Annotated in this window: 20 protein-coding genes; 19 read left to right on the forward strand and 1 reads right to left on the reverse strand. The window is 53.0% G+C overall.

Annotated elements, in window-relative coordinates; genetic code table 11:
* From HOLDEFILI_RS20065 to HOLDEFILI_RS08100, 19 genes are all read left to right on the forward strand, one after another.
* Positions 1-196 (forward strand): hypothetical protein (locus HOLDEFILI_RS20065; RefSeq protein ID WP_208854957.1); only part of this gene is annotated, 196 nt, incomplete at its 5' end.
* 116 nt (positions 197-312) lie between these two features.
* Complete coding sequence (locus tag HOLDEFILI_RS08015; RefSeq protein WP_006059078.1) at positions 313-2232, forward strand: BglG family transcription antiterminator; 1920 nt, start codon at positions 313-315, stop codon at positions 2230-2232.
* Positions 2233-2262: 30 nt separating this feature from the next.
* The gene (locus HOLDEFILI_RS08020; RefSeq protein WP_006059079.1) at positions 2263-2541 is read left to right on the forward strand and encodes a PTS sugar transporter subunit IIB; all 279 of its coding nucleotides are present in this window, start codon (positions 2263-2265) and stop codon (positions 2539-2541) included.
* Positions 2542-2562: 21 nt separating this feature from the next.
* Positions 2563-3822: a PTS ascorbate transporter subunit IIC gene (locus tag HOLDEFILI_RS08025; RefSeq protein WP_006059080.1), complete on the forward strand. Its 1260-nt coding sequence runs from the start codon at positions 2563-2565 to the stop codon at positions 3820-3822.
* Between the two features lie 271 nt (positions 3823-4093).
* Positions 4094-5410, forward strand: coding sequence for a helix-turn-helix domain-containing protein (locus HOLDEFILI_RS08030; protein WP_006059082.1), 1317 nt, complete (start codon positions 4094-4096; stop codon positions 5408-5410).
* A gap of 101 nt (positions 5411-5511) precedes the next feature.
* On the forward strand, positions 5512-7200 hold the full coding sequence (locus HOLDEFILI_RS08035) for an FAD-dependent oxidoreductase (RefSeq protein WP_006059083.1): 1689 nt from the start codon (positions 5512-5514) through the stop codon (positions 7198-7200).
* 351 nt (positions 7201-7551) lie between these two features.
* Positions 7552-11907, forward strand: a complete 4356-nt coding sequence (locus HOLDEFILI_RS08040) for a PolC-type DNA polymerase III (RefSeq protein ID WP_006059085.1) — start codon at positions 7552-7554, stop codon at positions 11905-11907.
* A gap of 172 nt (positions 11908-12079) precedes the next feature.
* Positions 12080-12406 (forward strand): paraquat-inducible protein A, encoded by a 327-nt coding sequence (locus tag HOLDEFILI_RS08045; RefSeq protein ID WP_006059087.1) that lies wholly within the window; start codon positions 12080-12082, stop codon positions 12404-12406.
* A gap of 136 nt (positions 12407-12542) precedes the next feature.
* Positions 12543-13013, forward strand: coding sequence for a ribosome maturation factor RimP (locus HOLDEFILI_RS08050; protein WP_006059088.1), 471 nt, complete (start codon positions 12543-12545; stop codon positions 13011-13013).
* A gap of 21 nt (positions 13014-13034) precedes the next feature.
* On the forward strand, positions 13035-14750 hold the full coding sequence (gene nusA, locus HOLDEFILI_RS08055; protein WP_006059089.1) for a transcription termination factor NusA: 1716 nt from the start codon (positions 13035-13037) through the stop codon (positions 14748-14750).
* 24 nt (positions 14751-14774) lie between these two features.
* Positions 14775-15032, forward strand: coding sequence for an RNase P modulator RnpM (gene rnpM / locus HOLDEFILI_RS08060; protein ID WP_006059090.1), 258 nt, complete (start codon positions 14775-14777; stop codon positions 15030-15032).
* Entirely contained in the window at positions 15025-15324 is a 300-nt protein-coding gene (locus HOLDEFILI_RS08065) for a L7Ae/L30e/S12e/Gadd45 family ribosomal protein (protein WP_006059091.1), read from the forward strand. The genes rnpM and HOLDEFILI_RS08065 overlap by 8 nt, the downstream gene beginning before the upstream one ends.
* A 10-nt stretch (positions 15325-15334) precedes the next feature.
* Positions 15335-17182, forward strand: a complete 1848-nt coding sequence (gene infB / locus HOLDEFILI_RS08070) for a translation initiation factor IF-2 (protein ID WP_039864347.1) — start codon at positions 15335-15337, stop codon at positions 17180-17182.
* A gap of 36 nt (positions 17183-17218) precedes the next feature.
* Entirely contained in the window at positions 17219-17563 is a 345-nt protein-coding gene (gene rbfA / locus HOLDEFILI_RS08075) for a 30S ribosome-binding factor RbfA (protein ID WP_006059093.1), read from the forward strand.
* Positions 17564-17693: 130 nt separating this feature from the next.
* Positions 17694-17996 carry a WXG100 family type VII secretion target gene (locus HOLDEFILI_RS08080; RefSeq protein WP_006059094.1) on the forward strand — a complete coding sequence of 101 codons (303 nt, stop codon included), beginning with the start codon at positions 17694-17696 and terminating at the stop codon, positions 17994-17996.
* 15 nt (positions 17997-18011) lie between these two features.
* The gene (locus HOLDEFILI_RS08085; protein ID WP_006059095.1) at positions 18012-18305 is read left to right on the forward strand and encodes a pore-forming ESAT-6 family protein; all 294 of its coding nucleotides are present in this window, start codon (positions 18012-18014) and stop codon (positions 18303-18305) included.
* A gap of 3 nt (positions 18306-18308) precedes the next feature.
* Positions 18309-20237 carry an Ig-like domain-containing protein gene (locus HOLDEFILI_RS08090; RefSeq protein WP_006059096.1) on the forward strand — a complete coding sequence of 643 codons (1929 nt, stop codon included), beginning with the start codon at positions 18309-18311 and terminating at the stop codon, positions 20235-20237.
* The gene (locus tag HOLDEFILI_RS08095; protein ID WP_006059097.1) at positions 20234-24130 is read left to right on the forward strand and encodes an FtsK/SpoIIIE domain-containing protein; all 3897 of its coding nucleotides are present in this window, start codon (positions 20234-20236) and stop codon (positions 24128-24130) included. Before HOLDEFILI_RS08090 ends, HOLDEFILI_RS08095 begins: the two co-directional genes overlap by 4 nt.
* Before the next feature lies 1 nt (position 24131).
* Positions 24132-24386, forward strand: a complete 255-nt coding sequence (locus HOLDEFILI_RS08100; RefSeq protein ID WP_006059098.1) for a hypothetical protein — start codon at positions 24132-24134, stop codon at positions 24384-24386.
* Here the strand turns inward: HOLDEFILI_RS08100 and HOLDEFILI_RS08105 are convergent.
* Positions 24367-25158, reverse strand: coding sequence for a tRNA 2-thiocytidine biosynthesis TtcA family protein (locus HOLDEFILI_RS08105; protein ID WP_006059099.1), 792 nt, complete (start codon positions 25156-25158; stop codon positions 24367-24369). The two genes, HOLDEFILI_RS08100 and HOLDEFILI_RS08105, sit on opposite strands and share 20 nt — an antisense overlap.
* Positions 25159-25254 lie beyond the last annotated feature (96 nt).

Raw genomic sequence — 25254 nt, forward strand, 5'->3', positions numbered from 1 at the left:
AATTCCAGCAGAACAACAGCGATCGTCAGCACCAATCCGATCGTCAGAACAACCAGAGCAACCGTCAGAACAACAAATAAGGATTTCAATCTGTCAGTCCGAAGAGGAGCGGAAACCCGCTCCTTTTTTTCGTTTCAATCCGCTAAAACTATTCCTGAACCCGGTAAACAGAAGCTCTTTATTTACAGCGGTTTGATCTGCCGGCACAGGAGGCGGATCCCTTCAGACCGTGCAATCGTTTAGCTTTTCTGTGCAAGAAGCCGTTCTTGTCCCTCTATAATAATTAAGGAATAATAAAGAAGAGGAGAAACCATGAAGAAAAGACAAAGCGAGCTGATCCGCTGGATTCTGCGGTCGCCGGGCCTTCCTTTTGAAACGGTGTTGGAGAAACTGAAGATTTCCAAACGCACGCTCTACTATGACATTGAAGAAATTAATTATAGTCTGCGTCATTGCGCGCAGCTGAAAAAAGTTGCCGGGCAGTTAGTCATGGTCGGTGATCTCCAGCGCGTCAGCCAAATGCTTGCCAATCAGGAACTTACGCAGCAGGGAACGGAAGAAAAACTGGAATTTATCCTCTATAAAATCCTGTGCGATGATTTTCCCCGTCAGGAACAGATGGAACAGAAGCTTCAGATCAGTCATTCCACGATGACCTATTTGATGAACGAGCTTCGCGACCAGCTGGACGCGCAGGGCATTGAGCTGCGTTATGATGAGGGAACCTATCAGATTCGCGGGGATGAAAATCAAATTCGCGATCGTTTCCTTTACTGTCTGTATAACGATAACAACCTGATCAACCGCATCAGCGATGAAATCCTGTCGTTTAATCAGAAAAATGAGCTTGGATTAGCGGATTATTCAATGGCATTGCTTTCAGCGATGCTTCGGTTCATCCGGCTGCGGATGGCCAGACAATGCCGGATCCGCTCAGATTGGACGCAGGAAACCCAAGCCTTCCGCTACCGTCAATCCGTGGCGGAGGACTTAAACATCGCCGATCCGCTGGAAGCTGCCTATCTCACGGCGTTTATCAGCTCCTTGACAACGCTGGATGCCGGTGAAAAACAGACGATCGTGGATCAGGGCGTGACGCGGCTGATCACCTGTTTTGAAAGCCGGATGGCGGTGGTCATTGAAGACCGGGAAATGATCCGCCGCAGCATTGCCCAGCATCTATTAGCTTCTTATTACCGGATTCAGTTTCAGTTCCCGATTCGGAATTTCTGCCTGGATGAGATTAAATCCCGCTATTTTGAATTGTTTACGATGATCCGCCTGATTCTGGAGGACGAACAGATATTCCCTGAATTCAAAGGCATCCGGGAAGAAGAAATTGCTTTTCTCACCGCTTATTTCGGCGGTGTGCTGCGCAGCCAGGAAAGTCACCGGCGCATGCGCAGCCGGATTCTGCTTGTCTGCCCGCAGGGGCTGATGGTTTCCAAAATGCTTCAGATTCAGATCGAACAAAGCGTGCCGCTGATCCAGATCGTCGATCAGGTATCGCTGCAGCGCCTGCCGCAGATCACAGCCGCGTATGATTATATTGTGTCCACGATGCCGATTGCGGGTTATGACGATAAGTTGATTCAGGTCAACCCGCTGCTGAATCGTCAGGACGTCTGTCTGTTAATGGAGAAATGCACAGGGATTTCAATGCCTGATTCGGTACCGGAAGTTCAGCCGTTATTGCAAATTATCGAAAAGTATTGCGAAATTCAAAACCGGCCGGCGCTTGTCAGAGAGTTGGAAGCTCTGCTCTATAAACATAAAGAAGAAAGGGGAAGTCCTATGTTGAAAGAACTGATCACATCCGATAAAATCCGTGTTTTAAACCACGTTGACAGCTGGCAGTCCGCGATTGCCGAAGCGGCGCAGCCTTTGGTTCTTGATGGGAGCATCGATCCGGAATACATTCAGGAAATGATCGCTTCGATTGAGAAGTATGGTCCTTATATTGTGCTGGCCGACCGCTTTGCGCTGCCGCATGCCAGCGGAGCTTTGCATGTCCACCGGCTGGGCATGGCGATTCTTGCCGTGAAGGAAGCCGTCGATCTGTTGGGAAAGCCTGTCAATTTGTTTGCGGTTTTGGCGACGGTGGACAGCACTTCGCATATCCGCGCGTTAGCCGAGCTGACTGAGATTCTGTACGATCAGGCCAACATTGACAAGCTGTGCCAGGGCAGTGCTGAGGAGATCTTGAGATTGATCCGTCAGGATGAGTCTTAGATAAATTGTTCAACAAAGGAGGTGAACGAAATGAAATTTGTCGCCGTGTGCGGTTTCGGGGTCGGGTCCAGTCTGATCCTGGCGATGAGCTTACAGAAAGTCGCGGACAAGCTGGGATTGGACGTCGAAGTCGAAAACACCGATCTGACCTCGGCTCACAGTACGGACTGCGATGTTATTTTTACCAGTCCGCAGCTGCAGCCGGAATTATCGCAAAGTGTCTCCGTTCCTGTTTTGGCCGTTACCCGCTACATGGATCTGGCTGAAGTAGAAAGTCAGGTCCGCCAGTTTCTCAAGGATAAGCAGTAAATCGAAAGGGGGATTTACACCATGGAATTGATGAATTTTATAATTAACAGTATCTTTCGTAATCCGCCGGTTCTGTTGGGCTTGATCGCAGCCCTCGGACTGGCTCTGCAGAAAAAACCATTCGGCACGATCGTTAAGGGCGCATTGATGACAGCCTTCGGCATGGTCATCCTGAACACCGGTGTTTCGATGCTGGTGCAGTCGATCCTGCCGATCAACACGGCGTTTCAGTCGCTGAACGGCACCGTTGCCGAAGGTCTGAACGACGCGACCTTCACCGCCTCTTTCGGCGGCGATATCGGCATGGCGATGTTTATCGGGATGATCCTGCATCTGTTGATCGCCCGTTTCACGCCGGTTAAAACGATCTTCTTAACCGGCCACATGCTCTGGTGGTTCCCATTTATCTTTGTGGCCGCCGGGGTCGAAGGCGGTTTGCGCGGAATGCCGCTGATTCTCTTCGGGGCAATCTGTTCCGCATTATACTGGTCGCTGATGCCGTGGGCACTCAAGAAATACACGTTTGCGGTCACCCAGGACAACAGCTTCCTGCTGGGACATCCGACCGGTTATCTCGGCTTGATCTCCGGGTTTGTCGCCTCCAAAGTCGGCAACAAGGAAAAATCGACGGAGGACATTCAAATTCCCAAGGCGCTGTCGTTCTTCCGTGAAATTTCCATCACCGGCTGCCTGGTCATCTTTGTGATGTTTGTGATCGTCGGCTTGACGATTCCGACGATGCTGGCAGAAGGGGAAAACGTCGTCGTCGTGGCGATTGCGCAGGGATTGAATTACGGCGCGGGCTTAATCCTGCTGCTGCAGGGCGTGCGCATGTTGATCAGCCAGATCGTTCCGGCATTTAAGGGAATTTCGGAGAAAGTCGTTCCGAATGCAATTCCGGCTTACGACTGCCCGATGCTGTTCACGTATAAACCGAACGCGGTGCTGATCGGCTTTGTCGTTGCGATGATCACCTCGACTGTTTTGATTTTGATCTGCAACGCGACGCAGGTCTTCGGCATTATGCTGGTTCCGTTAGTTATCACCTCGTTCTTCGAGTGCGGCACGGCGGCAATCCTGGGCGAAGGCCAGGGCGGTCTGCGCGGCGCGGTGATCGGGACATTTGTCGCTGCGGCGGTGATGGTCGTTATGGTGGGCTTTTCAGCGCTGGCGTATTCGCATACGATTGCCAACTGGATGCTGATCAACGCCGGCAACGACTTCTCGCTGTTCGGCATGCTGGCAAAAGCGGTTGCTTCCCTGCTGAGCGGGATCTTCTGATTCATAAATCCAGGTTTGCGCTGAAATCTGATAAAAACCGGTTCGCAGGAATGCTTTGAATCGGTTTTTTTTCGTTGGGCAGCACTTTGCCCGGAATTCAGCGCATGCGGATTAAAAATTTATCAAAACACGGACCGAGCTGCTTGACAAGGTGTTTTCTGTGAAGCAAGGTAAATCGGAATGACGCACAATCGGCAGGTCAAAAAAGGAGACAGGAAAAGTTCTCGGCAAAGATGCGGTTATCAGTTATACTAGGTAAGAGGGATGATGGATGGAAGCGATTGTAAGAACCAGAGTATTGGAGATGAAGTCAACTGCGCTTTTTTATTCGGAGCAGTTTTTCTATTTGTTTTATGTATTGAAAAATGAAATGACAGTCAAACTCGGCGCTTCTTTTGAAAAGGTGAAAGAAGGTCAATTCTTGATTGTTAACCGCTATACGCTGGGGCAGTGCCGAAGTGATCAGGGCTGTCTGGTCCAGGTTATACAAATCGACGCCGAGCGTGCGGCAACGTTCTATCCAGAAATACAAGACTTGATTTTTAAAGCGGAAACACTGCGTTGGAAGGATCGCAGCGATACCTTTCAATCCGGCCGCGACCAGATTTTTCTTTCCGATTGCCTTAATTTCATTATGGAAGAAGAGCCGCAGGATAAAGCGTTAAGCTGCCAGGCTGATTTCATTTTATCGCTGCTTTGTTTAGAATATACCGTGTTTAATGATCAGCTGAAATATTATCAGTATATGTCGATAGAAAAGAAAGACCGGCTGTTTCAAGTCCTGCGTTATTTGCGGAAGGATCTTCATGAAAAAATTACTTTAAGAGAAGCGGCGCAGGCTGCAGGCGTCACGCCGCAACATTTGAGTACTTTATGGAAAGAAGTATTTGGTATGTCGTTTATGGATTATGTGATGAAGCTGCGGTTGGAACAGGCAGAAAAACGACTGTTTTTTAGTGATATGAACATTACAGATCTCATTTTGGATTGTGGATTCAGCGATCGTAAAAGCTTTTATCGCAATTTCCATGAGATGTATGGCTGTTCACCGAGTCAGTGGAAACAGCGCTGGCGGGCGGCGCCGTCTCAATATTCAGTCTTGGATCAAAGTCAAATCAGACCGCTGCTTTCAAAATTCAGAAAAGAGAATAATTTATTTGAGAAACCGATGGATTCCATGATGTATCGAAAATATCAGCGCCTCTCAGCGATGAGTGAAACGGTATTGAGAAAAATGTTGACCGTGACCGTGGATTTGACAGATACCTTAAACATGGAAACTGAATCAATTCAGCCGTTAGTGATGTTTGGCTACGATCTTCTGATGCGATGGGCTGTTCGTTATAACTGGACATTGCGGATCCTCTTGCCAATGGATTTTATGAAATATGAAAATCAGGCGGAAGCGTACAATGCAGTTACGCTCGACGAATACGTGTTGCAATCATTGCTTCGCTTTGGCCGCTTTTACTTAACGCGCTGGCAGGTAGATTTGATTTGTCAAAATGAAAAAGAAATTGCAGAAGCCGAAAAAATACAAGCTAAACTGGCGGATCAAGGAATTTTAAACGTATCGGTTTTATTTTAAAGGGGTAGTTTTTAAGAATGAATTTGTTGAATCATTCTTAATTTTTACCCTTTTTTTAATTTAGTTTGTGAATAAACTAGTAATCAGGAGGAAAGAAAAATATGAATAGAAAAGAAATTACCCGCCGCGAATTTCTGAAAGGGAGCGCGGCAACGGCCGTTACCGCCGCAGCAATGGGGCTGTTAACCGCTTGCTCAACCGGTGAAACAACAAACCAGACAACACCGAAACCAGAAACACAGGCTGCTTTAAAATGGAACGAAGCCCCGGCTAAAATTGCCGAGGATCAAATTAAGGAAACGGTTGAAACTGAAGTGTTGGTTGTCGGCGGCGGCGGAGCAGGCCTTTTTGCGGCGGCGTCAGCGGCTGAACAAGGCGCCAAGGTTCTGATGATTGAAAAACTTCTTATCCATGGCACAGAACGACATTGGCTGGGAGCAGTTGGAAGCAAGGCCGCGCAAGCAGCCGGTGTGGATTTCGATAAGCAGGAGCTGGTAGAAGAATTGATGAAATATGCTTCCTGCCGGGCGGATCAGAAACTGATTCAGTTATGGGCTGACCGTTCTGGGGAAATGATCGACTGGCTGGCTGATTTGATGGCGGAAAAGGTCCCAGGTACAAAAATGCACATGGAGTGGGACATTGGTCATGGCAGCCATGGCAGCTACAAGATATTTCCGACGATGCATAATCTGCAAAATGATGAGACGCATGAAACTGTCGATTACTTCATGCCCGTCGTTGATTATATCAAGAGTCTTGGAGTAGAAATCCGCTATGAAACTCCGCTTGTTCAGATTGAACGAAAAGAAGGCGGACGGGTGACGGGTGTTATCGCGAAAAATGGTGAGGACTACATTCGCATCAACGCTTCCAAAGGTGTGATCCTGTGCTGCGGCGGCTATTCCGCGGATAAGGAAATGCTCAAGGAATTGAATCCTACCGCCTATAAATCCATTACCAGTACGGATTCTCATGGCTACAATACCGGCGATGGAATAAAAGCGGCTGTCTGGATCGGCGCGGCGAAAGACGACGACGGGACCGCCATGTTATTCGATCGCGGCGCAATTCAGCCGGATCGTTTTATCGATGGAAACTGGGATGACTTTGGCTATCTGATTTTTGGATCGCATCCGTTTTTAAAGGTGAATCTGAAAGGCGAACGCTTTGTGAATGAAAGTCTGCCGTATGATTTCATGCTTCATGCAGGAAGTTTGCAGCCTAAGCGGTTATACAATACGATTTTTGACAGCAACTGGCATGAACATGTAAAACAGATGTATCAAATTGGCTGCGCCCGCATTGAGCCGAGCCAGTCCGGCGGCCTGTTGCAGATCTTTGATCACGAATCGGCAGAAGGCTTGCTGCATGGATTAATCGAAGGCGGTTATGTTCAGCAGGCCGATACTTTAGAAGAACTCGCTGAAAAATTGCATATACCGGCAGATCAGTTTGTCGCCACCGTCAACCGCTACAACGAACTTTGCGCCCAGGGTGAGGACGAAGACTTCGGCAAGGAAAGCTACCGGATGCTGGCACTGGATAAAGCGCCATTCTATGGAGCCCGTCAGGGAGCGACGATCCTGTGTACGCTGGACGGACTGCGGATCAATACTCGTATGAATGTTTTGGACACCGAAGGTGAGCCGATTGAAGGACTGTATGCAGCGGGTGACTGCAGCGGCGGATTCTTCGCTCATAATTATCCGGAGTACATTGTCGGCGTCGCGATTGGCAGAACGCTGACATTTGGCCGGATTGCCGGAGAAGTTGTCGCCTCTCTTTAAAAAGTAAGTTAAAAACGAAGCCTGAAATGAAAAACGGGCTTCGTTTTTCATTTCAAAGTAAATCGGACATGACGTTTAATTTTACGAGCAGGGAAACGAATAAATCAGAGAGGTCAGAGGAAGATTGGTACTGTTTTATTCCTGGAAAATTCCTTTGCCTGGAAAAGTTTAGCTGCGAAGGCGGTTCTGATTCAGCCAATTTTGGGTTGCAATGAAAAAAGTAACTTTAGAGGAAGTTGATTTTCAGAATGTCCTATCAATTACCCATCAGTCTGATGAAAGATAATTTCAATTCTATTTCAAGGTGAAAAATGGTAGAATGATACCCAGGAACAGGATGGAGATGCGCCAATGGGAACAATCGAATTAAAAGAAACGTTAAGCAAGGTTCAGATCGAAGGTCTGGACGGCGCTTATTTTGAACAGGGGAAAATCACGCATTGTAAATTTATCGCCGCGAAAAAGAAAGTCGTGCTGGAGCTTCAGCTGCCGCGGACGCTGCCGCTGGAACAGCTGCAGTGTTTTAATGACGGTCTGATCCAATTGATCGGCTGTCCGGTGGAGCTGCGGATCAGCGCGGACGTCTGCGATCTGGATTCCGGCGAGATGTTGAAATATTGCAAATACTTCAGCGAACATTCGCGCTATGGTCAGGGCTTAAGGGACGCGATCCCGACGGTGAAGGATCAGGTTGTCGACTGTCTGTTTACCGATGAAACGCTGAAGCAGCAGGCGCTGGCCTGCCGGGAAGAGCTTGATCACTTCATGCAGAACGCCGGCGTCAGCTATGATTTTGAGTTTTCCTGCCGGGCGGCCAGCTTCACTCAGATCGAAGTGAAGATGCCGAAGGAAGCGCCGAAGCCGCAGGCCAAGCCGGCGTATTCCGCGGATAAGCCAAGCTATCGTTCACGGCGTACAAAGATGGAAGATTATACCGTGCTGGCGTTAAAGGAAATCAACGATGAGATCCAGAACGTGCAGTTTACCGGTACGATTTTTGAGAAGGATTCGATCACGATCAAAAAGACCGGCAACGAGATCCAGACGCTTTACGTCAAGGATAACGACGACGCGATTACCTGCAAGCGGTTTGAGAGCGCCCGCTGTCCGAAGGAAAAGCTGAACGAGGTCGGCGTCGGGGACGACGTGCGGGTGTACGGTTCAGTCCGCTATGATTCCTTTTCTAAGGAGCTGGTGTTTTTCCCGGACGATATCGTTAAGCTGGAAAAGAAGGAAGAGGAACAGGACACGGCCGACGTCAAGCGCGTCGAGCTGCACTGTCACACGAATAAATCGGAAATGGACGGCGTCTGTGAAGTCGAGGAATTGGTGACGCAGGCGTTTAAGTGGGGACACCGCGCGATCGCGGTCACGGATCACATGGCCTGCCAGGCGTTCCCGAAGGCGCAGAGCTGCGCCGCCAAGCTGCTCAAGGGCAACAAGGACCGCGAATTTAAAATTCTCTACGGCGTTGAAATGAACATGGTCGACGAGTTCTTGACGATTATCCGCAATCCGCGTGCCGATTCGCTGAGCGATACGGCGTATGTTGTCTATGACTTGGAAACCACCGGCTTATCGTGCAGCTTTGATCACATCATCGAATTCGGCGCGGTTGTGATCGAACGGGGCGAGATCAAGGAAACCAAACAGCTGTTCGTCAAGCCGCCGGTACCGATCAACGCTTTTATTTCAGAAAAGACCAACATTACCAACGAAGACGTCGCCCAGGCCAAACCGTTTGCGGAGGTGGCGCAGGAGCTGGTCGATTTCATCGGCGATAAAGTGCTGGTCGCGCACAACGCGACCTTTGACTACAACTTCCTCAATGAAGAACTCAAACGCATCGGCATGGCGCCGCTGACCAATCCGGTCGTCGATACGCTGGACTTGGCGCGTGCGCTGCATTCCGACCGCCGCAGCTACCGTCTGGGCAACATCGCCCGCCATTACCGGATTACCTACGACGAAGAAGTCGCGCACCGCGCGGATTACGATGCCGACGTGCTGGCGAGCGTATTTATGCTAATGATCAAGGAATGCAAGGACCGCGGCGCGCAGACTGTCGCCGACCTGCAGAATCTGCAGGATAAAAAGGCGTTTGTCAAAGTTATGAAGCGTCATGTCAACGTGATCGCTAAAAACCAGGCCGGTCTGAAGGACCTGTTCAAGCTGGTTACGCTGTCCAATACCGATTATCTGGCGGTCTTCGGCAAAGCCAATTCCAAAAGCAGCGGCGAAGAATTTCTGGCTGAACCGCGGATTCTGCGGCGGTGCATCCAGGAACTGCGCGGGAATCTGCTGATCGGCTCGGCCTGCTACAACGGCGAGGTGTTCGAGCTGGCGGCTAACCGCAACCAGCAGGATCTCGAAGCGGCGATCGCTTTTTACGATTACATCGAAATTCAGCCATTGGAGAATTACCGCCCGCTGGTCGAATCCCACTCCCTGCCGGATACCGATCGGCTGAAGCAGGTGCTGATGCGGATAATCCGGACGGCGAAGAAGCTGAACAAACCGGTCGTTGCGACCGGCGACGTCCATTATTGCAAAAAGGAAGAAAAAATCCTGCGCGATATCTACATTCAGACGCAGGGGATCGGCGGGGTCCGTCATCCTTTGTATATCTATGATAAGGAACGGCGCTCCCGCACCGTGACGCCGGATCAGCATTTCCTGACGACCAACCAGATGCTTCAGGCGTTCGACTGGGTTGAGGATCGCCAGCTGGCCTATGAACTGGTCGTCGAAGCCCCCAACGCAATCGCCGATCAGGTGGAAAAGGTGCTGCCGGTGCATGACAAGCTGTATACACCAGTCATCGAAGGCTCTGAAGAGAAGCTCAAGACGATCTGTTATGAGAACGCGCATAAAACCTATGGCGAAGTGCTGCCGGAAATCGTCGAGAAACGTCTGGAGCGTGAGCTGAACTCGATTATCGGCAACGGTTTCGCGGTTATTTACTACATTTCCCATCTGCTGGTCAAGAAGTCCAATGAAGATGGCTATCTGGTCGGCTCGCGAGGCTCGGTCGGTTCGTCGTTTGTCGCGACGATGTCGGGAATCACCGAGGTCAATCCGCTGATCCCGCACTACGTCTGCCCGGATTGCCAGCACTCCGAATTCATCACCGACGGTTCGGTGAAGTCCGGCTTTGACCTGCCGGCGAAGAAATGTCCGAAATGCGGCGCGGAGATGATTGTCAACGGCCATGATATCGCATTTGAAACCTTCCTGGGCTTTGAAGGCGACAAGGTTCCGGATATTGACTTGAACTTCTCGGGCGAATATCAGGACAAGGCGCATGCCTTTACGAAAACGGTTTTCGGCGAGGATCACGTGTTCCGCGCCGGGACGATCGGCACGGTCGCTCAGAAGACGGCGTTCGGCTACGTCAGCGGTTATGCGGAAGAAATGGGCTTGGAAAACATGCGCCAGGCGCAGCGGCTGCGCTTAGCCAACGGATGTGAGGGTGTCAAACGGACAACCGGCCAGCATCCCGGCGGCATCATCGTCATCCCGAGCTCCATGGACGTCTATGACTTTACGCCGGTTCAGTATCCGGCCAATAACCCGGATTCCGAATGGAAAACGACGCACTTCGATTTCCATGATATTCATGACAACGTCTTGAAATTCGATATTCTCGGCCACGTCGATCCGACGGCGATGCGCCTGCTGCAGAATATCTCCGGGATCGATCCGACGACGATTCCGATGAACGATCCGGAAACGATGTCGATCTTCAATTCCGTCGACGCGCTGAAAGCCGATCCGCGGGTGTATGGCGAAGCGACCGGGGCGGTCGGCCTGCCGGAATTCGGCACGAAGTTTGTCCGCGGTATTCTGGAACTGACCCGTCCGAGCACGTTCTCCGAACTGCTGCGGATTTCCGGTCTGTCCCATGGCACCGACGTCTGGCTGAACAACGCCAAGGATCTGATCGACGGCGGACTGACGCTGCATGACGTCATCGGCTGCCGTGACGACATCATGACGTATCTGATTGAAAAAGGAATGCCGAAGAAAGATTCATTCTTCATCATGGAAAGCGTCCGTAAGGGCAAGGGCTTAAAACCGGAATGGATCGAATTGATGAAGGAAAACAACATTCCGCAATGGTATATCGACAGCTGCTTAAAAATTAAGTATCTGTTCCCGAAAGCCCACGCCGTCGCCTACGTCATGATGGCGATCCGCATCGCCTGGTTTAAGGTCCATCATCCCTACTGGTACTATGTCGCGTTCTTTACGCTGCGCTGCGACGCCTATGAAATCGAAACGATGGTCAAGGGCATGGACGCGATCAAGCGGCGGATGGACGAGATTCAGGCGATGAAGTCGAATCCGGAGACCAAGCGCCAGGTCACGAAAAAGGACGAAGATCTGTACTCGATGTTCGAGGCCTGTCTGGAGATGTATGCCCGCGGCTACCGCTTCTCCAACATTGATATCGACAAATCCCTGGCGACGGAATTCCGCGTGCTGCCGGACGATCTCAAAACAATCATTCCGCCGTTTACGACAGTCGACGGTTTGGGCGCCAACGTGGCCAAGTCGATCGTCGAGGCGCGGGAACAGGGCGAGTTCTTATCCAAAGAAGATCTGTTGAACCGCACCCAGCTCTCCCAAACGCTGATGCGCAAGCTCGAGGTGCTGGGCACGCTGGCGGGCATGCAGGAAGAAAATCAGCTGAGTCTGTTTTAAGCTTTTCAGGATAACGGAATAAGCGGGAGTCGGCATTGTGCCGGGGAGCGCAGGCAATCTGGAAGAAAAGGACTCCATTGAAAAGAACCGGTGAAATCATCCGCCTGCGGGCGGATTTTCCTGTTATAATAGAGACAGAAGAGAATCCGTTCTTTCTGAAGGAAGCGGTGCTATGAAAATTGAATGTCCTGTCTGTCACGAAGAAATCCCGGCTTCCCAGCTCAATGAAATCCGGGAATTCGACTGTCCGCATTGTCATTACCGCATTGAAATGGAGCCGTTTGCGGCGTCGCTGACGCAGCTGTTTCCGGTGGCGGCGCTGATCCTGTTTATTCCGGTGTTTACGATTTTGAAACTCTTTCTGCCGGAACAGACACTGGTGATCGTCTTTTTAGTCGTCTTCTGCGCCGGCGCGCGGCTGCACTGGAGCCTGTATATTTTGCGGTATCTGGGGCTGCTGAAATTCCGCCGTAAGGTTGCGGAGGAGAAGAAACTCTGAAAAACGCGGGGAAAAGCGCGGCTTGATTTCAGAAAAAGCTTGATTTTTACGCTGTTTCTGTGTATAGTAAGAGTGCATAAAGAAACAGCAGGAGTGGTGAAAGCCACTCCTTCATTCATGTTATAAGGAGAGAAAAATGGAACAGTTAGAAAACATTAAGACGTTGATTCTGCCTGTCCTGGACTCCCTTGGCATTCAGCTTTACGATCTGAAATGGGTGAACGAAAAGAAATCCCGGATTCTTCAGATCGCAGTGATGAGAGCTGACGGATCTATGGACATCGATACCTGCGCCTTAGTTTCGGAGAAAATTTCCGAAGCTCTGGATGCCCATGACGATTGGATCAGCTTTGAATACTTTTTGGAGGTGTGCTCGCCCGGCGCGGAACGTGAACTGCGCAACGCCGGGGAAATCCGCGGTGCGCTGGGCAAGCATGTCTGCGTCCGTTTAAAAAGTCCGGTCAAATCAATGATGGAAATCACCGGCGATTTACTGGAAATGAATGAAACCACCCTGACCCTTAGCTATCGCGATAAAGCCGTAACCCGCAAGGCTCAGGTGGAATTGGATCAAATTGAAAAGATCCGCCTGGCTGTGAAATTGTAAGGACTTGGAGGAGAAATCGCAATGAATTTCAAAGAATTTTTGAAGGCGATGCAGACGATCGAGGATGACCGCAAGATCACCAAGGAAATCGTCATCGCCGCACTGCAGGAGGCTTTAGCCAAAGCCTATCGCAAACACATCGACATTCCGGACGTGCTGGTCCGCGTCGACATCAACGAAGCCAACGGTCAGATTCATGTGTACCAACAATATACCGTCGTCGAGGAAGTCGAGGACGAGGAGCTGGAAGTCGCACTGGCCGACGTCAAGGACAAGGGTTATCAGCTGGGCGATTTAGTCGATCATGAAGTCGATATCAGCCAGATCGGCCGGGCCGCCGCGCTGCTGGCGAAAAACGTCATGAAGCAGAAAATCCGCGAAGCGGAGAAGCAGGCGGTTTATGATGAATACATCGATCAGCTGGACGAAATGGTCACCGGCATGATTGAGTCGGTTGAGGAGAAGTTTGTCGTCGTCAATCTGGGAAAGACGATGGCGCTGATGCCGCGCGCGGCGCAGATCCCGGGCGAACGCTACGTTGAAGGCCAGAGTATCCGCGTCGTCATCACTGAATGCAACAAGGATACCAAGGGCGCGCAGGTGCTGGTTTCCCGTTCCGACGCGAAGCTGGTCAAGCGTTTGTTTGAAAAGGAAGTTCCGGAAATTTACCAGGGCGTCGTCGAGATCAAAGCGATTGCCCGGGAAGCCGGCGAACGGACAAAGATGGCCGTCTGGTCGAACAATCCGGACGTCGACGCGATCGGCGCCTGCATCGGTCCGCGCGGCAGCCGCGTTCAGGTCGTTATTGACGAGCTGAAAGGCGAGAAAATCGATATCTTTGAATGGAGCGACAACATCAGCGAGCTGATTAAAAACGCGCTGGCTCCGGCCCAGATTCTGGCTGTGCTGCCGACGGAGGACAAGCGTTCGCTGTTAGTCGTCGTCGAGGATAACCAGCTGTCGCTGGCGATCGGCAAGAAGGGTAAAAACGCCCGCCTGGCCGTGAAGCTGACCGGCATGCGGATCGATATCAAGACGGCCGGCGAGATTGAGGAACAGGGCATCGACTGGAAGACGATGATGCTGCAGTTCGCCGCTGAGGAACAGAAGCGGCTGGCGGAACAGCGGATCGCGAAGCAGTTGGAAGAAGCCGGCGTCCAGGAAGTGGAAACAGAACCAGATGACGAGCAGGAAGCTGTGATCGAAACACCAGAAGTTTCTGAGGAAGCGGAAACCGTCCAGGAAGCGGTCGTTGAAACACCGCAGGCGGAAGCGGAAGTCGAACCGGAACCGGAGATAGCGGAAGAAGAAACACTGCCGGAGCCGGAAATCCAACCGGAACCGGAAATTCAGCCGGAAGTTAAACCCGCTGAAGTCCAGCCGGAAGTTAAACCGGCCGCGCCTGTCAAGAAAGAGGAACCGGTCCGGGCCAAGCGTGAGGTTCGCGAACGCCGCGAGTATGTATCCCGTTTTGAACGGCTGGCCGATCCGACGCAGTCCCCGGCGCATACCGAAGAAAAAGCGCCGCTGCGCCGCCGCAAGAACGTCCGGGAGGATGACCGCAAGCTGCGTTTGAAAGATCTGAAGAAGGATAAGGACTACGAATTCAAGCCAGTCTATTCAGAGGAAGAACTGGAAGAAATCCGTCGTCAGGAAGAACTGGAAGCGCAGAACAGCTGGATTGAGGACGATATCGATTTCGACGAATTCGACGAATACTACGACGAAGAAAAATAAACTGGAAAGACGGGAGGGAGTACGATGAAGAAAATACCGATGCGCAAATGCGTCGCGACGCAGGAACAGTGTCCGAAAAAGGAACTGCTGCGGATCGTGAAAACACCGCAGGGCACGGTGGAAGTGGACCTGACCGGCAAGCTGAACGGCCGCGGGGCGTATCTGAAAAGAGATGCGGCGGCGTTGGAGCTGGCGATCAAGCGGCAAAGTCTGAAACGCGCTCTGGAATGCGAGATCCCCGAAGAGGTTTATGATAAAATCCGCGAGGTTCTCGGTGAATAACAAGGTTTCAGGCTTGCTGGGGATCGCTGCCCGCGCCCGCAAGGTCGCAACCGGGGACAGCGTGATGGCGGCAATCCGCCAAAACAAAGCGAAGCTGGTTCTTCTCTGCACGGACTGCGGAAGCAACGCGCAGAAGAAGATTCAGGATAAATGCCGTTTCTACGGCGTTGACTGGATAGTCGAGGGAACGGCCGAAGAACTGTCGGCCGTGCTTGGTCAGCCCAAACGGATCGCATGCGCGATTCTGGACGAGGGACTGGCCCGGTCTATTCAGGATGCAGTTATGAAATGAGGTGAAGGTATTGGCTAAACAACAAAGAAGGAATAACTCGGGAAGACGGAATAACCACAGATCCAACAATTCCAATAATTCCTATAACCCACGGCCGAAGATGGAAGCCGTAACCAGCATTACCTACGAGGAAGGGATCAGCGTCGGGGAATTAGCGCAGAAGATGAACCGCAATGCCAGCGATATCATCAAGCTGCTGTTTATGCTGGGCAAGATGGTGACGATCAACAGCTCGATGGATGATGAAACGATTGAGTTAGTCTGCATGGAGTACGGTGTTGAAGTCAAGAAAGAAATTCCGGTTGATCAGGACAGCCTGGAAGATGAAATTGAAGAAAATCCGGCGGATCTGGTTCAGCGCCCGGCGATCGTTACGATCATGGGGCATGTCGATCACGGCAAGACCACGCTGCTGGACACGATCCGGAAGACGCGGGTTGTCGAAGGTGAATTCGGCGGCATCACGCAGCACATCGGCGCCTATCAGGTCAGTGTCCAGGGCAAGAAGATCACGTTCCTGGATACGCCGGGCCACGAAGCGTTTACCGCAATGCGTGCCCGCGGCGCGAAGGTGACCGATATCTGTATCATCGTCGTCGCTGCGGACGACGGCGTTATGCCGCAGACCAAGGAAGCGGTCGACCATGCCAAAGCGGCGGATGTTCCGATTATTGTCGCTGTCAATAAGATGGATAAGCCGGCTGCCAACCCGGACCGCGTCATGAATGAAATGTCAGATCTGGGCTTGTTGCCGGAAGAATGGGGCGGAGAAACGATCTTTGTCAAGTGTTCGGCGAAGCAGGGAGAAGGCGTCCAGGATATTCTGGAAACGATTCAGGTCGTTGCGGAGATGCGCGAGCTGAAAGCCAACCCGAAGCGCAACGCCACCGGCACGGTCATCGAAGCGAAGCTCGATAAGGGTCGCGGACCGGTCGTCACGCTGCTGGTTCAAAACGGCACGCTGCATACGGGCGACTGCATTGTGGTCGGCGCTTGCTTCGGCAAGGTCAGAAAGATGACCGACGACCGCGGCCGTGAAATCAAGGAAGCGAAGCCGTCGACGCCAGTCGAGATCATCGGCTTAAACGACGTCCCGGTAGCGGGCGATATGTTCAAGGTTTTCGACAGCGAAAAGCAGGCCCGCGCGATCGCGGAGCGCCGTTCCCAGACCAAGATCGAACAGGAACGCAAGAGCAGCTCAGCGATGAGCTTAGACGATCTGGCACGTCAGATCGAAGCCGGCGAGGTCCAGGAAATTCCGGTCATCGTCAAGGCCGACGTGCAGGGATCGGCGGAAGCCGTCAAGTCCTCGCTGGAGAAGTTGGACGTGCAGGGTGTTAAAGTTAACGTCATCCGTTCGACCGCCGGTACGATCAGCGAATCCGACGTCATGCTGGCGAGCGCTTCCAAAGCGGTAATCTATGGCTTCAACGTCCGTCCGGACGCCAACGTGCGTAAAAAGGCGGAAGAAGAAGGCGTCGAGATTCGTCTGCACAACATTATCTACAAAGCCATGGAGGAAATGGAACTGGCGATGAAGGGCCTTTTAGCGCCGGTGTACGAGGAAGTCGTCATCGGTCAGGCGGAAGTCCGCCAGACCTTCAAGGTTTCCAAGATCGGCACGATCGCCGGCTGTATGGTAACCGACGGCAAGCTGGTCAAGGACTGCAAGGTACGTTTAATCCGTCAGGGCATCGTCGTTTACGACGGTCAGCTGGGTTCGCTGAAGCGTTTCCAGAACGACGCCAAGGAAGTCAGCAGCGGTTATGAATGCGGCTTAACGATCATGAACTTTAACGATATTAAGGAAGGCGACCTGATTGAGGCCTACGCCGATCAGGAGGTTCCTCAGAATTAAGGACACGCTTTTCCTGAAGAAACAGGAGGGACGCTCATGTCTGTCAAACAAGAACGAGTAGCGCAGATCATTCTCAAAGACGTCACGGATATCATTCAGTTTTCCCTGAAGGATCCGTCCGTCGGGTTCGTCACGATCACTGACGTACAGGTGACCAACGACTACTCCTACGCAACGATTTACGTTTCTTTCTTAGGCAAGGAAGAACGCAAGCAAGCGGGCCTGAAGGCGCTCAACCGGGCGAAGGGCTTTATCCGCTCGGAGCTGGGCAAGCGGCTTTCGATCCGCAAGGTGCCGGATCTGATTTTCAAGCTCGACGATTCGCTGGAAAAAGGCGAACGGATCGACTCGATTATCTCTCAAATCAATCACGAAGCGTAACCAGAAATCCTGTCTGAAATAAATCAGACAGGATTTTTTTTAACTTTTTTAAACTTTTTTCCATTTTTTAGGGGGCTTTTTCAAAAAAACCGCAATATTAATACTAGGGGCGTGCAGAAAGGAGAACACAATGAGAACGATTGCGGTGGAACCCACCCGGCTGGAAGCGTGTGCCGGACAGATCGAACAACTGCGTCAGGAGGTGGAAAGGACGGTAGCGCGGCTGTATGAACGCGTTGAGCTGATGGCGGCCAACACCTGGATCGGCCGGGACAATCTGGCCTTTACAACACAGATTCAGGGCTATCAGGACGATTTTCGAAGAGTGGAGCTGTTGATGCAGCAGTACAGCGAATTTTTGAAGACATCGGCGCGCAGCTACCGGCAGATGCAGGAAGAACTGGCAGCGCAGGCCAGCCGGCTGGCTAATTAAAGGGAGGAAGTAAAAATGGACAACTTAAAGATTTCTTTAGCGGGAGTTAAGGATACATCCGGTGCTATCCGCGTCTGCAACGAACAGATTTACAGCGCGCTGATCGAAGCGAAGAAACAGATGAACGACTTGGCGATGGTGTGGCAGAGCGACGGTTCTGAGGCCATCCGGCAGCGGTTCAATCAATTTGCGGCGCAGTTTGAGACCCAGAAGCAGATCATCGAATCGTATGCCCGGTTTCTGGATACCGCCGTGTCCAGTTACGATACGCTGGAAGCGACGATCCAAAACAACGCCGGTTCGTTTTAGCGTATGCGCGGACGTTGGCGGAGTCTGGCCGCGGCCGGATTGACGGTACTGATGATGGCGGACGGCTGTATGCCGCAGCCGTCGGGCGTTCTGCGGTGCGATTGGGCGAAGATGCTGGCGGAAACGTTGTTCTTTGACACTTCCGCCGCCGGCCTGGCCGCATTGAAAGACTGGGGCGTAGAAGTCGAAGCGGACCGGCAGCGGATTTCACGGACAGCGGCATGCATCAATTTGCTTCAAGCTTACGACGGCGAGGCGCAGTCATTGGACCGCTGCCAAACGCTGGGCTTTCTGACGAAACTGGATGGTTGGCTGACGGCGGAGGAAGCCGCGAGTTCCTTGGCGGCGCTGACGCGTTCCCTGAACGAAATTGAAGATCAGGAAAGGTTCGAATGGGAGAAAGCGGGGTTATGGGGCGGCGAGGCCAGACCGGATGAAACGGGCCGGATTGCGCTGGAGCCAACCCAAAGCGGACAAGTCGGACAATGGTTCACGGATCCGGATAAGAATGAAGTCTATGTCACGGATTCCCTTGTTGAAACAGAAGATCAGATTCTGGCTGAAGTTCATTTGGAAGATCCGCAGACCTGGCTGGCTGAGACACAGTTTAACCTCTCGTTTGACGCCGACTGGAGTCAGGCGGAGATCCTGCCCTATGCACAGGACAGCACAGGTCTGCTGCCGGTCGCGATGAACCTGAGCGAAGCGGCACAACCACGGTTCGCGCTGATGAAGCAGCAGTTTGAAGTCGGCGGGACGCAGGTAAGCTGGAGCGTAGCGGCCAGCGGCATTCATGTCCACGCGGCCAAGAAAATGACGAACGGCGCGACGCTGCAGATGGACTATGACTTGACGGGCGTGCATCCGGTGATCGCCTGGAACGGTTTAGGCAAGGAAGGCCGGCTTCAGCTGGATTTCACGATGAGCGAGTCGGCCGGCCTGACGCGCGGGGTGTCCAATACGCTGACCAGCGATTTTTCCGGCCTGGATCCGCATGATTTGTTAAGCTCGCTGACCGCTTCCTTTACCAACGCGCGGAAGGAGGCGGACACCGTGATCCCCATCGCGAAGATCAAGCTGCCGGTGCCGCAGTTTCCGATTGTCGATCTGCTTTTAACTCTGCAGCTGCATTGCTACGCCGGCGGCAAGATCGAGCTGCTTTTAAGTCAGGAAGGAAGCATCGGCATGGAAATAAGAAACGGCGTTCCGCGGCTGATTCATCAGCTTGAACACCGCCATGATTTTATTTTTCAAGGGTCTTCGAAAATGACAGCTGCGGTGGAAGCTTCCGCCCGGGCCGCCGGAATTTCACTGATGGATCTGCTGCTTCAGACCGGCTTGCGCGGCGTGATGCGAACGACGGCCTGGATTGGAGAAAACGGCGGGCTGGAACCAAGCGAGGCAGGAGAATTACCTTTGGAAAATCAGCCCGTCCATGCAAATCTGCAGTTTTGCAGCGATCTGAACGTCCACGGCATCCTGGAGCTGGAGATCAATTCGTCCGACTCGCTGGCAGGACGGTTAGGCATGGGCCGCACATTCTCAATCCTGAACGAGAATAACGCGACACTTAATCCGCATGGCCGTACACATCTGGAAAATGGAATCTTCGTCGATCACTGCACCCGCGGCCAACATTCCGCATCCACGCCGACCCCGGCCCCGATCATCAAAACTGACCGGATCGAACTGGCGGAAGTCCAGCTGATTTTAAGTCCCGGTCAAAGCGGACAGATCGTGATCCGCGGACTGCCGGAAGGCGTGGCGGCGTCGGATCTGATCTATTCCATCGCACAGCCGGATATCGCGACCGTTGTGCAGACCGGCCGGGTGCGGGCGGTTAAAGCCGGCGATACGATTGTCACGATTACCGAGCCGACTGAAACCTACAAGACAAGCTGCCATATTCATGTGCGGACCGAGGCGGCATGATCGTCTGTATTCTGTGGCAGCACCGGCTGGCGGTCCGCCATGTTTGTTCTCAGCGCGGCTTATTCTTCGCGGTGGAGGCCGACGGCGTGCTGGCGATTACCCGGAAGGGGGAAGGCTGGCAGGTGCAGCTCAGCGAGACGCTGCAGTTTCTGGACAGCTCACGCCGCTGCCGCTTGATCAAAGGGCGTCATGACGAGCTGTGCTATCTTCCGTTTTATGAAAAAATTGATCTCTACTACTATTTCGAGGATGCCGGTTACGATCAATACACGCTCTATCAACGGCCCCAAGGCCGCTGGATGCTCAGCGAGGAAGCATTGACAAATACCTGCGGCAACCAGGACGAGCCGTGGGCGATGCTGGACTTCGATCAGAATGTGGCTGAGGAGAAAGCGATGTTTCCCAGTATGATCGTCAACGGCGTTCATCAGCGTCAGACCTGTCTGGAAGCAGGAATGCGCCTGCAGTTTGCGGCGATCACCGTTTTGATTCACCCTGCTTTTATCGCGGTCAACAACCCCGGAATGCGGCTCAAAATCAAGCTGAAGCCGCTGCGCTGGCAAACCTTGACCAGCTGGATGTACCAGCCGCCCGATAAGCTGGCGCTTTCCTTTCATCCGGCGTTTCAGTTTTATCCCGCCGATCCGCAATGCTCGCTCATTTTACCTCAGGGTCCGCCGGTTAAATTCAGACCCATGACCTTCAGTGTAATGACGATCGGACCTTCGCTGATGATGGGTGCAGCCTCGATCACCGTCGGCTTATCGCTAGGAGGTCAGGGGGCGGCGGGAATGATGGTCCTGATGCCGGCCGTCATGATGTTTTCAGCGGTGTTCTGGCCGCTGGTTCAGCTGACCGTCAATGTCCTGTTGAACCGGCGTGACCGCCGCCGGCAAAAACAGTGGCTGACGGGAGTGCTGGAAGATTGGGAGAAAACCTGTCAGGCGGCGCTGCGGGAAACGGTTACGTTTTTGACGCGGCGCTATCCGGATGCCGAAAGGGTAATCGCACAGATCGAGGAACAGACTGTATTCGATACCGGCGCGGATCATCCGCTGTTCGGTAAGCTGTGTTTAGGCCGTCAGCGGCTGACGCTGATTCCCAAAATGAATCTGGAGACGCTGGATTTGCGCAATGCCGCGGATCAGGAGGTCAAGCGGCAGATCGAGGTCTGGCAAACGACGCATTCTTTCAGCGCCGCCGCGCCGCTGCCCTGGGATCTCTTTGAATTTGACCAAATCGGTTTGGTCTGCGATGAGAAATCGCTGCTTGCGTTTTTCAATACGGTTTTGATGACGTTTGCGGTCCATCACCAGGCTCAGAGCGCGGCTCTGGCCTGGCTCGGTCCCATTTCCAAGGACATTTTCGAAACGCTCTGCTGGCTGCCTCAACTCTATGATGACCAGGGCCTGCGGCGGATCTGGACAAATCAGGACGATTGGGACCGCGGGCGGCGGCAGATTCAGGAAATCATGATTCCGGTCTGGACGCTGGTGAGTGATCCGGTCGCGGCTGTTTGCTTTGGAACACCCAAAGCGAAATCCTGCGTCTGGCAATGGGCTGCCCGGATATCGGATCTGCGCTTGGCGGCGCAGCGGATTTTGATGATCGAACAAGGACATGGCCGGATTCTGACGCGCTCGGGACAGCTGGTCCAGGAATTTGAAGTTGATTTCAGCTATGCGAAGAATTTTCGCGAAAGCGCTCTGTCCCTTTACCGCGCGGAACAAAGAAGCCGGCAATCGCACCGTCAGGTTGATTTTCAAAGCCTGCTTGCCCAACCGATGCTTGCCTGCCCGCCCTGGCAGGAAGCGGCAAGCCTGACGCAGCTGCGGATTCCTTTGGGATTGGACGAACATGGGCAGCCGGTCATTCTGGATCTGCATGAAAAAGGGCAGGGGCCCCACGGCCTGATCGCCGGAATGACGGGCAGCGGGAAAAGCCGGCTGCTGGAAACGCTCGTACTTTCGGCGGCCTGGCATTACAGCCCGGATCAGCTGCAGTTCGCCATCATCGATTACAAGGGCGGCAGTCTGATCGAACAGCTGCGTTTCCAGGGGCGGCTGCTTCCGCATTGCTGCGCGGAGCTGAACAATGTCGCAGAAAACGGTGTAGAACGTTCCTTGATCTATCTGCGTCAGGAGTGCGAACGGCGGCAGCGGTATTTCGCTCAGGCGCAGACGGCGTTAAAACAGCCTGTTTCTGATCTGGATCACTATCGCCAGCTCTGTCTTGATCATCCCCAGCTGCCGCGGTTGGCGCATTGCGTGCTGATCATCGACGAATTTGCCGAATTGAAGCAATCTCAGCCGGAATTTATGCAGGATCTGATTCAGATTTGCCGGATCGGCCGCAGCCTGGGATTGCATCTGATCCTGGCGACGCAGCGGCCGGCAGGGATTGTCGATGAACAGATGTGGAGTAATTTCAATTTTAAGCTCTGCTTGAAAGTGGCGCAGAAACAGGACAGTCAGGAGCTTCTGCATTGCGATAAAGCGTTGCGGTTAAGCCGGCCCGGGCAGTTTCTTCTGCTAAGCCAGCAGGATTTAGTGCAGGGGCAATGCGCCTGGCTGGGCGGCAAGCAGACGCCGGATCCGGTTGTGCGCTGGCTGGATTTCCGGTTGAAACCCATCCGCGAAACGCAGCATGGGAAAAATGCCAGCCTGCGTCAGAGCGAAGCGCTGATGGCGGCGATTATCCGGGAAGCGGACCGCCGTGGTTTATCTGCTCCACCGTTGTGGCCGCCGCTTCCCACGGCAGTAGAGCTGGACGTGTTAAAAAAACAGACAGCCGGTCTGGTTCTGGGGATCGGCGACGATCCGCTTCACCGCGCAACGCCGGTGATTGTTCACCCTTTGGCGCACGGCTTGCTGATCAGCGAGGAAGTAGCGGCCCAGCGGCCCTTTTTGCAATGTCTAGTGCAAAGCGCGGGCTGGTTTGACGAAACAGCTGAATTTGTCGTGCTGGATCCGCTGGATCAGCTGCCGCAGTTCTTGGCAGAGCCGGCGGTGATCGAAGTCCTGTCCTTTAAGCATCCGGAATGGATGGAGCGATTTTTCAGCCTGCTTGACCGCGGTCTGCGGCAGCGCCGTTCTGCTGAAATCCCCTTACTGATCGTGGTGCTTCAACTTGGCGCAATTCTGGACCGCTGGGATCATCTGGCGTTGTTTCAGCGGCTTTTGGAAGAGGGCCCGTCGCTGAACCTGTATTTATTGTGTGCCGAGAAGCAGATCAGCCGGCTGCCGCTGCGCCTGGCGCAGAACCTGCGGATCCGCTACATCCTCGGCCCGGCTGCACCGGCGCAGCTTAGCGAAGCGCTGGAACGAACCTGGACTCAGCCGCTGGCGGCCGGAAAGGGCTTGTTTTTTAAGGAAAGCGTCATGGACTTCGTGCTGGCCCGGCCGCTTCCTCCGCCTGTGGAAATGAAGCCGAAACGCTGGCAGCTGCCGCGGCTGCCCGAACGGTTGCCGCGCAGCTGGCTGAAAAAGAAGGCTGTTTTTCTGGGCGTGGATCCGATTTTGTGCCAGCCCGTTTACACAACACTGCAAGCGCGGCAGCATCTGGTTGTGACCGGCTATGACGCCAGCCTTTGCGCAGCCAGAATCCGGCAGCTTGGCGGGCCTTATCCCATCGTCGAAACTTCCAGACAAAGCGAAGCGGAAATCTTTTCCTTTTTTGAAAGGGAAGCGCCGTTTGTCCTGGTCGCCGCCGCGCATGAAATCCAGCGCGGTCCTTGGCGGAGACTGGTAGATTTTTCTTTGACGCTGTGGTCGGGTCCGGGCTTGCGGCAGCAGCTGTTTTTTCCGGTGCCCGCCGCCGTGGCGAATTTAACAGAGCAGGAAAGTATGTGGATTCAAGGTGAACAAATGCAACGATTGAGGGAGATAAAATAACATGGAAAATGAAGTATTACTAGGTTTTGAGTTAGTCTGCTGCGATCAATATTTTGAATGCAGCGCCGACCCGTCGCTGACGCTGCGGGAAATTGTCGAAGGATTACAGGAAATGAGTCCGCCGGAAATCCGTGAGGAATTCGATTTGTGCCAGCCGCTGATCTTATGCGACGCCTGCGAACATCGCATCCTGGACGAACAAAAAACAGCCGCCCAGCTGCGGCTGCCGGACGGCTTTAAGATTCTGATTTACTGATGGGGTGAAGCTCAGCTTGCTCATCAGCGGTTTCCTCATGCCACAGACTGAGCTGCTTTTCGTTGTGCAGCATCAGCAGAAAGTTGTCGCGGGCCATCGGGTATTCCGCATATAGCCGCTCGAGCATTTCTTTCATATCCTGCCTGCGGGTATAGCCGTCCATCGGACAGGTCGACTTCACTACCGGGACGTGGCAGCTTTCGACCGCCGCGCGGATCTGATTTTCCCGGGCATAGATAAACGGGCGGATAAACGGCATTTCCGCGTTGGATAAATACATCTTCGGCGCGAAGGTCGCCAGCCGGCCGCCGTAAATCGCGTTCATTAATAAGGTTTCAATGGCGTCGTCTCCATGGTGCGCAAACGCGACCTTCGTACAGCCGAAGTCCTTTGCGGCCCGGTTGACGGCGCCCTTTTTTAGCGTCGAGCATAACGAGCACTTTAAAGAACCATCGTCATTGGCCTGGATCTTTAAAATATCGTAAATCCGGCTGGGTACGAGCTCCAGGCGGATGCCGTGCTGTTTGAAAAAAACTGCGGCGTCCGTGAAGTCCATGCTGGGAAAGCCCATCTGAATATGAATGCCGACGACTTCAAACTGCTTGCTTTGAATCCGCTGGCAGAATTGCTGGTAAAGATGCAGGCAATAAAGCAAAAGCATGGAATCCTTGCCTCCGGAGACGCCGACCGCAATCCGGTCGTGATCGGCGATCATACCGTAGTCCTGGTCGGCTTTGCGGATACAGCCTAAAATTTGTTTCATCGCATTCATCAGTCAGTCCTCCTGCATTTTTTTCTTCCGTCCTATTATACCACAGGCCCTGTTTGAAGCCCAGGTGAACATTCCGTGTGAGATTTGCGTGGATGC

Origin of the sequence: Holdemania filiformis DSM 12042, assembly GCF_000157995.1 — a bacterium.
GTDB classification, from domain to species: Bacteria; Bacillota_I; Bacilli_A; order Erysipelotrichales; family Erysipelotrichaceae; genus Holdemania; species Holdemania filiformis.

What these genes read in the sequence shown, in the direction of transcription:
- HOLDEFILI_RS08015 (WP_006059078.1), top strand. Translation starts at nt 313, where the DNA reads ATGAAGAAAAGACAAAGCGAGCTGATCCGCTGGATTCTGCGGTCGCCG.
- nusA (WP_006059089.1), top strand. Translation starts at nt 13,035, where the DNA reads ATGAATTTCAAAGAATTTTTGAAGGCGATGCAGACGATCGAGGATGAC.
- HOLDEFILI_RS08095 (WP_006059097.1), top strand. Translation starts at nt 20,234, where the DNA reads ATGATCGTCTGTATTCTGTGGCAGCACCGGCTGGCGGTCCGCCATGTT.
- rnpM (WP_006059090.1), top strand. Translation starts at nt 14,775, where the DNA reads ATGAAGAAAATACCGATGCGCAAATGCGTCGCGACGCAGGAACAGTGT.
- HOLDEFILI_RS08020 (WP_006059079.1), top strand. Translation starts at nt 2,263, where the DNA reads ATGAAATTTGTCGCCGTGTGCGGTTTCGGGGTCGGGTCCAGTCTGATC.
- HOLDEFILI_RS08030 (WP_006059082.1), top strand. Translation starts at nt 4,094, where the DNA reads ATGGAAGCGATTGTAAGAACCAGAGTATTGGAGATGAAGTCAACTGCG.
- HOLDEFILI_RS08080 (WP_006059094.1), top strand. Translation starts at nt 17,694, where the DNA reads ATGAGAACGATTGCGGTGGAACCCACCCGGCTGGAAGCGTGTGCCGGA.
- HOLDEFILI_RS08105 (WP_006059099.1), bottom strand. Translation starts at nt 25,158, where the DNA reads ATGAATGCGATGAAACAAATTTTAGGCTGTATCCGCAAAGCCGACCAG.
- HOLDEFILI_RS08050 (WP_006059088.1), top strand. Translation starts at nt 12,543, where the DNA reads ATGGAACAGTTAGAAAACATTAAGACGTTGATTCTGCCTGTCCTGGAC.
- HOLDEFILI_RS08025 (WP_006059080.1), top strand. Translation starts at nt 2,563, where the DNA reads ATGGAATTGATGAATTTTATAATTAACAGTATCTTTCGTAATCCGCCG.
- HOLDEFILI_RS08040 (WP_006059085.1), top strand. Translation starts at nt 7,552, where the DNA reads ATGGGAACAATCGAATTAAAAGAAACGTTAAGCAAGGTTCAGATCGAA.
- HOLDEFILI_RS08035 (WP_006059083.1), top strand. Translation starts at nt 5,512, where the DNA reads ATGAATAGAAAAGAAATTACCCGCCGCGAATTTCTGAAAGGGAGCGCG.
- HOLDEFILI_RS08045 (WP_006059087.1), top strand. Translation starts at nt 12,080, where the DNA reads ATGAAAATTGAATGTCCTGTCTGTCACGAAGAAATCCCGGCTTCCCAG.
- HOLDEFILI_RS08090 (WP_006059096.1), top strand. Translation starts at nt 18,309, where the DNA reads ATGCGCGGACGTTGGCGGAGTCTGGCCGCGGCCGGATTGACGGTACTG.
- HOLDEFILI_RS08085 (WP_006059095.1), top strand. Translation starts at nt 18,012, where the DNA reads ATGGACAACTTAAAGATTTCTTTAGCGGGAGTTAAGGATACATCCGGT.
- HOLDEFILI_RS08100 (WP_006059098.1), top strand. Translation starts at nt 24,132, where the DNA reads ATGGAAAATGAAGTATTACTAGGTTTTGAGTTAGTCTGCTGCGATCAA.
- rbfA (WP_006059093.1), top strand. Translation starts at nt 17,219, where the DNA reads ATGTCTGTCAAACAAGAACGAGTAGCGCAGATCATTCTCAAAGACGTC.